We start from the raw sequence: 13,300 nt of genomic DNA on the forward strand, positions 1-13,300 counted from the left end.
CAGCCGCTGTCGTGGATCGACCTCGACAACCTCTCCGCCCGCCAGCAGCAGAACCGCCTCGCCGACCGGCTCACCGGACAATGGCTGGAGTACGTGCTGGAGCGGGAAGCCGAAGGCTGAACGACCGCGCGGCCGAGCGGGTTGGCGCCTGCGCTGCCCCGCTATCGGCCAGCGAACGCCGCTTGCTTCAATGCGTTGCCGTGAGCGCGAGGCCTGCGAGACGATCATCGCCGCCCCGACACGGAATCTCCACGCTTTCGACCCGCACCTGCTGAAAACGGCGCTGGACCGCCCACGCGGGCGGTCCTCCGCCACTCGCCCCCTGCCATCGAGGCCATTCGCGGCGTGGGTCACTCGCTGGCCGGCTTCGCGGCTGCGTCAGGGTGCGAGCGACCCGCTGTCTAGATGATACGGTCAAGTCGTTGACATGCGTCACACTTTTACATAAAGTCCCCGCTGCTCAAGCGCCGCCAAGGGAATTCCGCGGCATCTCACCGGAGGCAGGGAACGCTCGCCTTCCTTGATGCGATTTGACGCCGATCACGACCCATCGATCTTCGCGATCGGATTCGGCGTTCTCGACCTCGGGCGGAGACCCCGGACAGCGGTCCAACACGCCCAACAACCCGATATAAAAATGACCAACAAGCACAAAAAACGCGCCCTTCGGGCCATCAGCGGGCTGCTGACGCTGTGCACCAGCGGAACAGTCATGGCAGCCACCGCCAACGTCTACCAGATGTATTACGTGCCCACGCCGGAGAACGAAGTCACTGCCTTCAACCGCGCGCTCAACAGCGCCACCGGCAACGAGATCCGGTCCATCGTCTCGATATCGGTCGTGTTGGACGGCACCCGGATCTACTTCGATCAGCGCGAAGACGGCTACGAGACGGACGTCACCAACCCCCAGCAGCCGACCACCGGAGTCTGGGGCGACGGCGATCCGGGTAACGGCATTCCCCCGGGTTTCAGCACCGACGAGCTCCACGCCGGGGACGTCGTGGTGCTCGACGAGACCTACGACGTCACCACCTCGGTCACGTGCACCGATCTCACCGACTGCCGGCTCGACGGCGGTGACCGCTTCGGCTCCAGCAAGGCGTTGTCGGTGACCCGCTCCGCGTATAACACCAGTCCCGGCTCCGTGCTCGCCGGTGCCGTGGAAATGGACAGTGACAGCAACTGGAGCGACACCTATACCCTCCCCATCGGCGTGGACACCGCCAACGAGGGCGGCGAAATCTTCGAGACCGTCTCCGCCATGGTCATGGCGGGTGATTCGGAGACCACGGTGACGTTGAACGGTGCCGGCGCGGTGACGCTCCAGCCCGGCGAAACCCATGTCTTCGCCGACGTGTCCGAAGGCGACGTCATCGCCGGCGACGCCCCCACCCAGTTGACCCTGCTCACCGGTGACATCGACTCCAGCTACGAGTCACGCTGGTACCGTGTGCCGGCCACCTCGCAATGGTCCGATGAGTACTACTCGCCAGTGGGCACGGTGCAGGCCGATGATCCTGCTCACTACTTTCTCTACAACCCGGGAAGCACGCCGCTCGATGTCACCGTCGAGGACGACGGCGGCATTGCCGCGACGGTGACGGTTCCCGCCGGCAGCAGCGCCGAGTACACCGGCACCAGCGCGAGCGGTCAGCGCTTCTTCGCCGACGCCCCCTTCTACGCCATGGCGGTCGTCGACGCCGACGAGACCAACAACGTCCATGACTGGGGCTTTTCCCTGGTACCGTCACTGGGATTGACCGGCCAGTCGGTAATCGGCTTCGCACCGGGCACGGAAGACCTCTCGCAAGCGGACATGAGCCCCGTATGGGTCACGGCAGTCGCTGACACCACGGTCTGCGTGGACTTCGACCGCGACGGTACCATCGACCAGACGACGCCGCTGAATCGACTGGAGAGCCTGCGGATTACGGACACCGGCGACAACGACATGACCGGTGCGCTGATCTACTCGATCAACGATCCCAATGGTGACAACGCCCCGACCATTTGCGACAGCACCGGCGACGACGACACCCAGACCGACATCGCGCCCGTGTGGGGGCAGAACCCCGCCACGAGCACGACCGGCGCCCCCGCCATCGACATCGGCACCACGGTACTGGCCGTTCCGAAGTATGCCGTGTCCAAGCGTACGGAGCTGCTGATCGACGCCGACGGTTCGACGACCATCAGCCCCGGCGACACGGTGCTGTTCCGCATCGAGGTGGACAACTACGGTGCCCTGCCGCTCAACGACGCGACGCTCACCGACAGCATGCCCGCCGAGCTCGACTACGACCCGGACAACAGCGACAGCGGCTGGGTATGCGGCGGCTCGCCCCTGGTCTGCCAGCTCGGCCCCTTCTCCCTCGCCGCCTTCAGCACGCAAGCGTACGACCTGGCGGCGGTGATTCCGGAGGACGCCGTCAGCGTTTCCACCATCGAGAATACGGTCACCCTGGATCCGGGCACCGGTGAGCCACCGGCGGATGGCGGCACAGCCACGCCGGTACGCACGGCGCGCCTGGGCGACCGGATCTGGAACGACCTCGACGGTGACGGGGTCCAGGACGCCGGCGAGCCCGGCATCGCCGATGTGACGTTGGAGCTACGTGACGGCACCTGCACCCCCGGCGGCGACTGCCCCACGACGACCACCGACGGCACCGGTGCCTACGCCTTCACCGGCCTGACCGCCGGCGATTACACCGTCGCCGCCCAGCCGCCCACGGGCGGGAGCGCCACGTATGACGCCGACGGTACCGGATCGGCCCACCAATCCAGCGTCACCGTCACCGAGGGTGCGGATGTCGTCGACCAGGACTTCGGCTACCGTTTCACCGGCCGTATCGGTGATCGAATCTGGGAAGACCGCGACGGCGACGGAATCCAGGACGCGGGCGAACCCGGCATCAGCGGCGTAACCGTCGAGCTCCGCGACGGCACCTGCACCCCCGGCAGCGACTGTGTCACCGTCACCACCGACGCGGACGGCGGGTACGTGTTCGAGTCCGTGGCGGCAGGCGACTACACCGTGGCAGTGACCGCGCCCGCCGGCACCGATCCCACCGCCGACCCGGATGGTGGTCTCGATGACATCGCCGCCGTCACCCTCGCCAACGGCGACGAAGTGCTCGACCAGGACTTCGGCTACCGCTCTACCGGCCGCATCGGTGACCGCATCTGGGAAGATCTCGACGGCGACGGAAGCCAGGACACCGGTGAACCCGGCGTCGGCGGCGTGACCGTCGAGCTCCGCGACGGCACCTGCACGCCCGGCAGCAATTGCGACACGATCACCACCAGCTCCGACGGCAGCTACGCCTTCGAATCCGTGCCGGACGGTGACTACGTCATCGCCGTGAGCCCACCGGCGGATAGCAATCTTACCGGCGATCCCGACGGTGGTGCAGACCATGTCTCCTCCGTGACCGTTTCCAACGGCAATGACGTGCTCGATCAGGACTTCGGTTACATGCCGAACGACGCCGGCGCTTCCGGCGGGAGCATTGAGGGCAACGTTTGGGAAGACGTTGACGACGATGGCCAGCGAGACTCGGGCGAACCATCGCTGGACGGCATAACGGTGACGCTCGAAGGCGGCGCCTGCAGGCCCACCTGCACTACCACGACCGACGCGAACGGCCACTATGCCTTTTCCGGGCTCTCGCCGGACTCCTACACCATCCAGGTCGACGGCAACGGTTCCAATATGACCGCCGTATATGACAATGACGGTGGTGCCGACGAGCGCATCGATCTGACCCTCGCCAGCGGCGAGAACGCTACCGCCCAGGACTTCGCCTATCGCCGTAACGTCACTGCCGCGACAGGGGTTCCGGCGATCGGTCTCCCCGGCCTGGTGCTGCTGGTCCTGTCCATGCTCGGTATCGGCTGGCGGGGGCTGCCCCGCCGGCACGGCTGAGCCAACGCGGCGCGGCCGCCGCCAACGGCGGCCGCGCTGGCGCCACGGGTTGTACTACGCTGAAGGCGTTCGCCAATACAGCGCCAGGAGGAGACCCGATGCAGATCCGTGCCGCCGTGCTCAATACCATGGGCACATCCCGCCCATACGCCGACAGCCGCCCGCTCACCATCGAGACTCTGGAGCTCCACGAGCCCGGGGACGGCGAGGTCCGCGTCGCCGTCCGCGCAGCCGGGCTGTGTCATTCCGACCTTTCGGTGGTCAACGGTGACCGGCCCCGGCCGACCCCCATGGCCCTGGGCCACGAAGCAGCGGGTGTGGTCGAGGCGGTGGGTCACGGCGTGCACGATCTGGCGCCCGGGGATCACGTGGTCATGGTCTTCGTGCCGAGCTGCGGGCACTGCGGCCCCTGCGCCGAGGGGCGCCCCGCCCTGTGCGAGCCGGGCGGGGCCGCGAATGTGGCGGGCACGCTGCTCGGCGGCGACCGTCGCATCGCCCGTGCCGACGGCTCGACGGTCAACCACCACCTCGGGGTCTCCGCCTTCGCCGATCACGCCGTCGTCTCGCGGCGCTCGCTGGTGAAAATCGACCGGGATGTTCCCTTCGAGCACGCCGCGCTGTTCGGCTGCGCGGTGCTCACCGGCGTGGGGGCCGCGGTGAACACGGCCGGCGTGGTCCCGGGGTCGAGCGTGGCCGTCGTCGGGCTCGGCGGGGTCGGGCTGAATGCCCTGCTCGGGGCTCTGGTTTGTGGTGCCGAGCCGGTCATCGCCGTGGACGCGCTGGACCACAAGCTCGCCCTGGCCCGGGAGCTCGGCGCCCGCGACACGTTCAACGCCACGGACGAGAACGCCGTCGAGGCGATTCGCGCGGCCACTGGCGGCGGCGTCGACTACGCTATCGAGCTAGCCGGTTCCGAGCGTGCGCTGGAGCTCGCCTATCAGATCACGCGCCGTGGCGGCACCACCGTTACCGGTGGTCTGGCCCATCCGGACCGGCATATCCGACTCCAGCAGGCGGGGCTCGTCACCGAGGAACGGACGCTCAAGGGCAGTTACGTCGGCAGTTGCATACCCGGCCGCGACCTGCCGCGTTACCTGCGGCTGTTCCGCCACGGGCGTCTACCCGTGGACCGCCTGCTCTCGGGCACTCTGCCCCTGGACGACATCAATACCGCCCTCGATCGCCTGGCCGACGGCGAGGCGATCCGCCAGGTCATTCGCTTCGACTGAGCCCCGGCGGACGTACCTGGGCGCTGACGGCCAGCGGACTCCGGTGCCGCCCGTCAACCGAAGCCCCGAGCGCAGCGGGGTGGGCTTAGCCCGCCCCGGCTTTGGCGCGATGGTGCAGGATTACATCGCTCGCCTGCCGGCCGCCGATCGGCCATACCCGCCAGGCGCGCGCCTATCCTGTCTTCCTGCCGCTCTGGCACATGACAATGGGTCGAGACAACCGGTATCAGGCCTGGAGACACTGCTCCCCGGTCCACTGCGCACCGGGGGCCAGAATGACCGGCTGTGCGACACAGCCGGCCTCGACGCAGACGAAACCGCAGTGGGCATTGTCGGGTAGATCCGGCGTAGCCCCCGCCCCCGCGGCACCCGGGTTCCAGACAACGGCGTCCGGAAACCCGCTCGCGTGCACCGCTAGCCTGGGTTCACCGCGGGTCGCCAGGTAAAGCGGCCACGGCGCATCGGGATAGATCCGGTCCACGGCGCCGGCATGCCACGTAAGCGCCTCTTCGGTCTGGCGTCGTGCTGCGCCCCCTTCCTCGAAACGACGGCCGGCGAGACCCAGAATCGCTGCGTGGCCCATGTCCGGCACACGCAGGTACGTATGCAGGGCACCCGTGAAACCGAACCGCGTCCCGCCCTCGTTGGAGACGGTGAGTTGCATCGTGAGCTTCCCCGGTGCCAACGCCACGCGCAGGCGTAACGCGAACGCGTGCTCCCAGACCGCCCGGGTAACCTCGTCGTCCTCCAGAACCAGCGTGACGGCCGCCTCGGCGTGGTCAGAGCCCTGGCCTTCGAGCCGCCAGCGGCGGTTGCGAGCGAAGCCGTGCTTGGGCAGTGGGCCACGTTCGGCGAACTGCGGAAAGATCACCGGGACACCACCACGGATTGCCGCGTTGTCGCCGAAACGCGCCAGCGGACTGAGGTATAGCATCTCCTCGCCGGACGCGAGCCACCAGCGGAGCACCTGTCCGCCCTGCAATGCGATCTCGACGCCACTGCCGTCGGCGTGATCGAGCCGGATCGCCGGCACGTCGTCGCCGCGGTAATGCTCTCGGATGTTCATGATCCCCCGGTATTCCCGCTTCGCGAAGGCCCGGCATGCCCCGGAACACACGGCATGCGCGGAGGCACGCGGATATTCAGATGTTCGTCAGCACCAGCAGCGAAACCGCATTGAGCAGGCCGTGGGCCAGTATGGCCGGCCACAACGATTGCCAGCGCAACACCCCCACGGCGAATACAGCGCCGACCAGCGCGGTCTGCGCCACACCGATCACGCCCTGGTAAAGATGCCCCAGACCGAAAAGCAGCGAGGAGACCGCCACCGGCAGGGCTGCGCCCGGCAGCAGCCGCATCGCCCGCTGCAGAATGACACCGCGGGCCAGCAGCTCCTCGTAGAACCCGATGAAAAGACTCAGCGCGACCACGAGCACCGGTGTCACGCCGCCGACCACCAGTCCGCCCACATCCATGAGGCGCTCCATCTGCGCGACCACGGCGTCGGGCAGCACCAGCCACAAGAGCGCTCGAAAAACGACGTTCACGGCGAACACCGCGAGCAGGAGCTTGAGGCCACGCCCGATATCCCGTACCCGCGGTCTGCCCAGCCCTAGCGCGCGTAGCGCCGATAGCCGGCCGCCGCACAGTGCCACCACCCCTGCCAGTACGAGCACGCCCTGCACGAACAGCACCGCGGCGAACGGTGCGGGTGCCGGCCCCGGCAACGTGCCGACGATGAGGCCCGCCGCAACCGAGGCCAACGGCACGAGCAGTACGGCGAGCACGAGCTCCACCGCCGCACCCGCCATCGCGGTGCCCCTCTGGTACGTGCTCATGCAACGCCGGCGCTACGAGTCCGGACCACGGTCCCGGCGATGGTATTCACCCTCGATTGCATCATCCCTGCCGCCATGTCCCCCTGGTGGACCACCGGCGGGACCGTAGCTGACCTTCACATGGCGCAACACATGGCGAATGAGGTACTGGCGACTGTAGGGAATGAGGCAGGCGAAGCCGATGGCATCGGTGAAAAAACCCGGCGTCAGCAGCAGGGCGCCGCCCACGGCGAGCGCGATGCCCTCCAGCAGCTCCATGGCGGGCAGGCTGCCGCGATCCATGTTCGCGCGGGCCCGGCTCAGCGTCGCGAGCCCCTGCTGCCGCAGAAGCTGGCCGCCGATGATGGCGGTGAGCACGCACAGCGCGATGGTGGGCAGCGCGCCGATCACCTGGCCCACCTGGATCAGCAGGTAGATCTCCACCAGGGGAACGACGACGAACAACAGGAACAAGACGGGCACGGTAAACCCTCCGATTGCGTAGACGGGCAGTGTATCGCGTAGCCGTCCCCGGATTCACTGGGTGCGCGTTGCCGTGCGATAGCGCCCGAGATGCTGCCGGCAACGCTGTACCGGGCGGTCAACGTACCTCCACCACCCGGCTGGCGCGCTTGTACTCCACCCGCCAGCCGGACCACACCGGCAGCTCCCAGCGCTGGGGATCCCGCTTGCGGGTACCGGCCACCTTCTCGACCGTCACCGTTCGCCGCCGCACATCGTAGTGCACGCGCATGTCCAGGTCCGTCAACGATACCGTGCGCGGGTAGGTGCGATCGAAGCGCTCGCGCTCCCAGCTCGGCACCCCCTCGAAAGCCAGATCCCCCGGCTCGATGAGAACCAGGTCGTCACCGGTATCGACGCCGAGCGCCGCCAGCCGTCGCTGCAGCCACTCCCGCGGCTCCGGCACCTCGCCCTTGCCATGGCCCAGCGCGACATAGAGCGACCAGGCCTCGATATCCGTGACCAGGCACTCGCCGGCGGGCGCGAGCAACCGCCCCGAGAGCACCAGATCCGCGATCGCCGCCCGTGCCGCTTCACCGGTCGGTGTCATTTCCGCTTCATCCACCTGGCGGCCGGCGTGATACCAGCGCATCGTCACCGTCAGTCGTTCGCCGTCCCAGGCCGGTGATTCCACGTTCGCCTCGGCGACGCCGTGGACCGCCAGAGCCGGCAGCGCCAGCGGCGCCAGGCAGGTGGCGACGGTCACGGTCTGACGCGTGCCGCGACGCGCGGGCACGCTGTGATCGTCGAACACCAGCGCAGCTTCGTCGGCCTCACCGAAGAGCGAGCGCTCGCCCACCAACGCTTCGCTCCCCCCATTGCCCAACGCCTCACGCCGACGGACCCGGCGCACATAGACCATATCCGGCAGCGCCGCCGCGGCCGCCTCGAACACGGTCTGTGGATGGACGTCGATATGCGCCGGCATGGCAGGCAAATCCATCGCCTCCCGCAGCCGCGCGGCCAGTCGCCGTGCCTCGCGGAGATCGCGCCGGTCCGCCGCCACCGCCGGCAGCTCCACGCCCCGCAGAGCGGCCACCTGCAGGGTTGCGTCACAGCGTCGGCCGAGACATTCGGATAACCGCTCACGCTCGTCGGAATCCCGCGGCGGGGCAACCAGGCCACCACCGGCCAGGGCCGCCGCCAGGTCCGCCATGAATCCGGCGCAGGCGGCATCCGGCATGGCCACCACCAGGTGCGCCAGCCAGGCGTCCACAGGCAGGGCGAACAGGCGCTGCCCCCGTTCGGTGGCAACGCCCGCGTCGTCGACGGCGCCAATGGCCGCGAGCCGGTCCTGCGCCGCGGAGAGCGCCGCGTCGGGGAGCGCGTCGACGAACCCCAGTGTCGCCGCGGGCTGGCCGGCGCAGGCGGCGGCGAGAACCAGCTCGGTGAGATCCTCGCGCTGCACCTCCGGTGGCGTGACCCGCTGCATCGGTGCCTGGCTGCCCCACAGGCGCAGACACAGCCCCGGCGCGGTGCGGCCGGCACGGCCCTTGCGCTGGTCGGCGCTGGATCGGGCGATTGCCTGCAGGGCCAGCACGGTACGCCCGTTGCGGCGCAGCGTGCGGCGCTCCAGGCCGCTGTCCACCACCGCGGTCACCCCCGGTACCGTCAGCGACGTCTCGGCGACATTGGTCGCGAGGATGACCCGGCGCTGTGCGCCCGGGGTGAGCGCCCGCCGCTGATCGGCGACCGGCGCGGACGCGTGCAGCGCGATGACATCGGCGGGGACGGCCTGAAGCGCCGAGGCCGCCTCGCGAATCTCGCGACGACCCGGCAGGAACACCAGCACGTCGCCCGCGGTCTCGTCGAGGGCGCGGCGCACCGCCGTGGCAACCCGTGGGGCGAGGCCGGCGGACTGTGGCATCTCCCGCGCTTGCGCGCCGCAATAGGCGAGCTCGACATCGTAGCCACGGACATCCGAGCGCAGCTGGCGGGCATCGAGGTAGCCGGCCAGGCGATCACCGTCGATGGTCGCCGAGGTCACGACCAGCCGCGGCGGTTTCCGCCAGCCGGCGAGCAACGCCAGCAGCAGGTCGGTATCCCAGCGGCGCTCGTGGAATTCGTCGAGCACCACCGTGGCGAAGTCGTCCAGGCGACCGGAGGCGAGCCACCGCAAGGCGATACCAGGCGTGACGAAGACGATCTCCGTGCCGTCGCCGTACCGGGCGTCGAGCCGTATCGCGTAACCGACCCGCCCGCCGGGGTCCTCGCCGAAACCGGCGGCGACGAACGTGGCCAGGCTGGTAGCGGCGAGCCGCCGGGGTTCGATCACGAGCACCGGTCCGCGCTCCGCAGCCCATACCGGCAGGCGCGTGGACTTGCCCGAGCCCGTCGCCGCGGACACCACGACGTGGCCGCGATCGAGAGCCGCGGCGAAATCCTCGCGCAGGGCGTCGACCGGAAGGGTATGGGTACTATCGCTCATGGCGCTCAAGGCTAATGATGGCGCCGTGCGTTGGCCAGACGTGGCCGGCGGCCCGTGCAGTGTTCCGCCGTCTCGCCGTCCGGAGCCGGAGTTCCCGGAAATGCAACAGACCCGGACACGGGAGTGTTGCTATCCTGAATCAGGGGTGCGCCGCACCACCGCATCGCACCGACGGTATTCAGGGCCAATCGGGAGTTGGGGGACATGCCGGTACTGATTCTGGGGCTGGTACTGTTTTTCGCCCCCCACAGCGTGGCCATCGTGGCCGCGGACTGGCGGGAGGCGCGCATCCGGCAGTGGGGTGAGCCGTTGTGGAAAGGCGTGTACTCACTGCTCGCGGCCGCCGGCCTGGTGCTGATCATCTGGGGGTATGCCCTGGCGCGCGGCAACCCGGTGATGGTGTACACGCCCCCGGAGTGGCTTCGGCTGCCCGCGCTCGTACTGATGCTGCCGGTCTTCCCCCTGCTGCTGGCGGCGTATCTACCGGGACGCTTCCGCCGCGCCACCCGCCATCCCATGCTCGTCGCGATCAAGCTCTGGGCGCTGGCGCATCTTTTGACCAACGGCATGCTCGCCGACGTGCTCCTGTTCGGGAGCTTTCTGGTCTGGGCGGTGGCGGACCGGATCTCGCTGAAACACCGCACCGCCCGCACCGTGCCGGACGTTCCGGTCGGTCGCTGGGGTGACGCACTCGCCCTGGGCGGCGGGCTCGTGCTCTACGGCGCGTTCGTCACGTGGCTGCACGCCTGGCTCATAGGGATGCCCCTCGTCGCCTGAAGGCCTGGAACTAGTTCCAGGCCTTCAGGCGAACCGCGCCCACAGGAGCACGCCCCAGACGAAGGTGGCAAGAACCAGACTCATGAACACGGCCGCCGAGCCGACGTCCTTGGCCATGCCGGCCAGGTGGTGGGGCTCCTCGCCGACCCGGTCCACCACCGCCTCCACGGCCGTGTTGAGCAGCTCCGTGATGAGCACCAGCAGCCAGCTCGCGCCGAGGAGCACGACCTGCACAGCGTCCTCGCCGAGCCACACCGCCAGCGGCAGGACCAGCAGGGAGGCACACACCTCCTGGCGAAAGGCGGATTCGTGGCGCCAGGCCCCGCGCAGACCGCGCATGGAGTACCCAGTGGCGTAGACGATGCGGGCCAGCCCCGTTCTGCCAGGTTTCACGCAATCGCTCCTAACTAGTCTTCCCAGAGGTATTGTCCTGCGGCGGCCGATCCGGGCGCCGATGATGGCGCAAGGCGCGCAGAGTAGCCGGGCTACGCGGGCGCCGGGGAACACGCCCCATGGGCGCTCACACACCGGCGCGACGGAGCGCCGGTGCGCGCCGATGGCGGCCGCGCGCGGGCAGGCGCAAAGCCTACACGTTCAGGGAAACGATCGCGATCACGGCACCCATGAAGGCTCCGGAGAGCACATCCGTGGGATAGTGCAGCCCCAGCACCACCCGAGAGCACGCGACGAGCACGGCGAATGGCGCCAGCACCGGGACGAGAGCCGGATAGTAGGCTACCGCCACCAGCGTGAAGCCCACGGCGTGGAGGGTATGACCGGAGGGAAAGCTGTACTGGTCGAGCGGCGCCACGGCGAGCTCGATCGCATTGCTGGCCGAGCACGGACGCGGACGCGCGGTGTGCACCTTGACGAGCTTGTAGGCGGCCACGCCGACGACGGCAACGAGCGCCATGTGCAGGCTCGCCGTGAGGCCACGCCGGCCATCGGCGACCGGCAGGGCAACCATCACGGCATACCACAACGCACCGTCGCCAAGGCGGCTGACCACGGCGAACACCCAGCGAATGGGCGCCAGCCGGCAGGCGCGATTGATGCGGTGGCACAGTGCCAGCTCCGCCGCAGCGAAGCGAACCAACCCGGCACCTGGTCTGACCTGGAGCATGATCACCTCCGTGATCCGGACTCCGCACCAGCCTGTGCCCGGCATGTGGCGTGGTGTTGACCGCGCGATGACGCCCGCGTGTCAGCGCGGCAGCTCGTAGTCCGCGCTGCCGTCGACGCGATCGACCTGCACGGCGACGACGCGGGCGCCGACCAGGCTCACCCAGCCGTGGCCGCGCTCCTGCTCCGGGGCACTGAAATCGAATCGGTACAAACGTGTCAGCCGCAGGCGGCCGCTGGTATCGCGGCGCAGTCCGTAACGCTCCAGCGCCACCGTGTGATCGAGCAGCTCCAGCCCCCGCGCCTGGCAGACCCGGCGGCAGCGCGCCAGTGCCTGGCCCCGGGCGCGCAGGTTCGTCCACCACACCAAGCCGATTCCCGCGAGGATCAGCAACGGCAACAGGCCCGCGAGGTTCATGGATGCTCCACCGCCATCAAACGTGTACTCATGCTGTCAGCCACAGCACCACGGCCATTGCCGGAATCGCGAGGACACTGCTTGCCAGCAGCAGGCTCGATGCCAGGCCCTCGTCACCGCCGAGCTGCCGGGCCAGGACGTAAGAAGCAGTCGCCGTGGGGCATGCCAGCAGAATCAGCGCAATGCGGGTGTGCTCCGCCGACAGGCCAACCGCCCAGGCCAGGCCCCAACCGATAGCCGGCAACAGTGCGACTTTCATCAGCCCACCAACCCAGGCCCACTGGAGACGGCCACGCAGCCTCGCCGTGTGCAGCGTACCGCCGATACACAGCAGCGCAAGTGGCAGCGCCATCTGCCCGATGGCGGACAGCGTCCGCGACACCAACACCGGCAGGTGCACCTGTGCCGCCGACAGCGTCACCCCCAGGGCACAGGCGATGAGAATGGGGTTGGTGACAAGACCGTAGGCGACCCCCCGTGCCACGCCTCGGCGTCGTCCGGACCCGGCGGCTAGCAGCACGGCCACGGCGAGCACGTTATAGACCACCACCAGCGGCCCGAAAAGCAGCAGAGCGCTGGCTTCCGCACCCGCCGCTGCACCGTCGGCGGCGAACGCATACACCACCACCGGCAGGCCGATGAAGGCGAGGTTGCCCCGGAACACCCCTTGCACGAACGTGCCCACGGCGGCCGAAGGCAGTCGCAGCCAGGACGCGGTGACCAGGGCCGCGCCAATGCCCAGCAGGGTCGCCCCCACTCCCACCGCCAGAAGCCCCGTGACCGCAGCGAATGCCGGCGTCGCCCCGGCGATGCGCTCGACCAGCAGCGACGGCACGCCAATCCAGTAGGTAACGCGGTTGAGCTCGCTCAGTGCCCGGTCGGAGAGAAAGCACGTACGTGTGAGCCCCCATCCCAGGACGATGATGAGAAAAACCGGCGCTAGCGTGTTGACGATAGCGATAGGTGTTCGACCTCCCTTGGGCAAAGCATCGATACATTCATTAGTTGCGCCTGTGAGCACAGCGGTTGTAATTTCGACGCAACGGTTCTCGTTGG

At 68.7% G+C, this 13,300-nt stretch carries 11 protein-coding genes; 3 read left to right on the top strand and 8 right to left on the bottom strand.

Annotation, left to right across the window (positions count from 1 at the left end; genetic code table 11):
* Window positions 1-637 precede the first annotated feature (637 nt).
* Entirely contained in the window at window positions 638-3,931 is a 3,294-nt protein-coding gene (locus ACPEES_RS18070) for an SdrD B-like domain-containing protein (protein ID WP_435104982.1), read from the top strand.
* Between the two features lie 98 nt (window positions 3,932-4,029).
* The gene (locus tag ACPEES_RS18075; RefSeq protein WP_435104983.1) at window positions 4,030-5,160 is read left to right on the top strand and encodes a zinc-dependent alcohol dehydrogenase family protein; all 1,131 of its coding nucleotides are present in this window, start codon (window positions 4,030-4,032) and stop codon (window positions 5,158-5,160) included.
* A gap of 226 nt (window positions 5,161-5,386) precedes the next feature.
* Here ACPEES_RS18075 and ACPEES_RS18080 read toward each other — a convergent pair whose 3' ends face one another.
* From ACPEES_RS18080 to ACPEES_RS18095, 4 genes are all read right to left on the bottom strand, one after another.
* The gene (locus ACPEES_RS18080) at window positions 5,387-6,226 is read right to left on the bottom strand and encodes a D-hexose-6-phosphate mutarotase (RefSeq protein ID WP_435104984.1); all 840 of its coding nucleotides are present in this window, start codon (window positions 6,224-6,226) and stop codon (window positions 5,387-5,389) included.
* Between the two features lie 76 nt (window positions 6,227-6,302).
* Complete coding sequence (locus tag ACPEES_RS18085) at window positions 6,303-6,998, bottom strand: CPBP family intramembrane glutamic endopeptidase (protein WP_435104985.1); 696 nt, start codon at window positions 6,996-6,998, stop codon at window positions 6,303-6,305.
* A 12-nt stretch (window positions 6,999-7,010) separates the two neighbouring features.
* The gene (locus ACPEES_RS18090) at window positions 7,011-7,460 is read right to left on the bottom strand and encodes an FxsA family protein (RefSeq protein ID WP_435104986.1); all 450 of its coding nucleotides are present in this window, start codon (window positions 7,458-7,460) and stop codon (window positions 7,011-7,013) included.
* Window positions 7,461-7,578: 118 nt separating this feature from the next.
* Window positions 7,579-9,927: a helicase-related protein gene (locus tag ACPEES_RS18095; RefSeq protein WP_435104987.1), complete on the bottom strand. Its 2,349-nt coding sequence runs from the start codon at window positions 9,925-9,927 to the stop codon at window positions 7,579-7,581.
* A gap of 204 nt (window positions 9,928-10,131) precedes the next feature.
* Between ACPEES_RS18095 and ACPEES_RS18100 the strand changes: the two genes are divergently transcribed.
* Window positions 10,132-10,704: an NnrU family protein gene (locus ACPEES_RS18100; protein ID WP_435104989.1), complete on the top strand. Its 573-nt coding sequence runs from the start codon at window positions 10,132-10,134 to the stop codon at window positions 10,702-10,704.
* Window positions 10,705-10,728: 24 nt separating this feature from the next.
* Here ACPEES_RS18100 and ACPEES_RS18105 read toward each other — a convergent pair whose 3' ends face one another.
* From ACPEES_RS18105 to ACPEES_RS18120, 4 genes are all read right to left on the bottom strand, one after another.
* Window positions 10,729-11,043, bottom strand: coding sequence for a diacylglycerol kinase (locus ACPEES_RS18105; protein WP_435105016.1), 315 nt, complete (start codon window positions 11,041-11,043; stop codon window positions 10,729-10,731).
* 247 nt (window positions 11,044-11,290) lie between these two features.
* The gene (locus ACPEES_RS18110) at window positions 11,291-11,827 is read right to left on the bottom strand and encodes a phosphatase PAP2 family protein (RefSeq protein WP_435104990.1); all 537 of its coding nucleotides are present in this window, start codon (window positions 11,825-11,827) and stop codon (window positions 11,291-11,293) included.
* 81 nt (window positions 11,828-11,908) lie between these two features.
* Window positions 11,909-12,244, bottom strand: coding sequence for a DUF3301 domain-containing protein (locus ACPEES_RS18115; RefSeq protein WP_435104991.1), 336 nt, complete (start codon window positions 12,242-12,244; stop codon window positions 11,909-11,911).
* 28 nt (window positions 12,245-12,272) lie between these two features.
* Window positions 12,273-13,229, bottom strand: a complete 957-nt coding sequence (locus ACPEES_RS18120) for an AEC family transporter (RefSeq protein ID WP_435104992.1) — start codon at window positions 13,227-13,229, stop codon at window positions 12,273-12,275.
* Between the last annotated feature and the right edge of the window lie 71 nt (window positions 13,230-13,300).

This window comes from Arhodomonas sp. AD133 (assembly GCF_051195215.1).
Taxonomy (GTDB): domain Bacteria; phylum Pseudomonadota; class Gammaproteobacteria; order Nitrococcales; family Nitrococcaceae; genus Arhodomonas.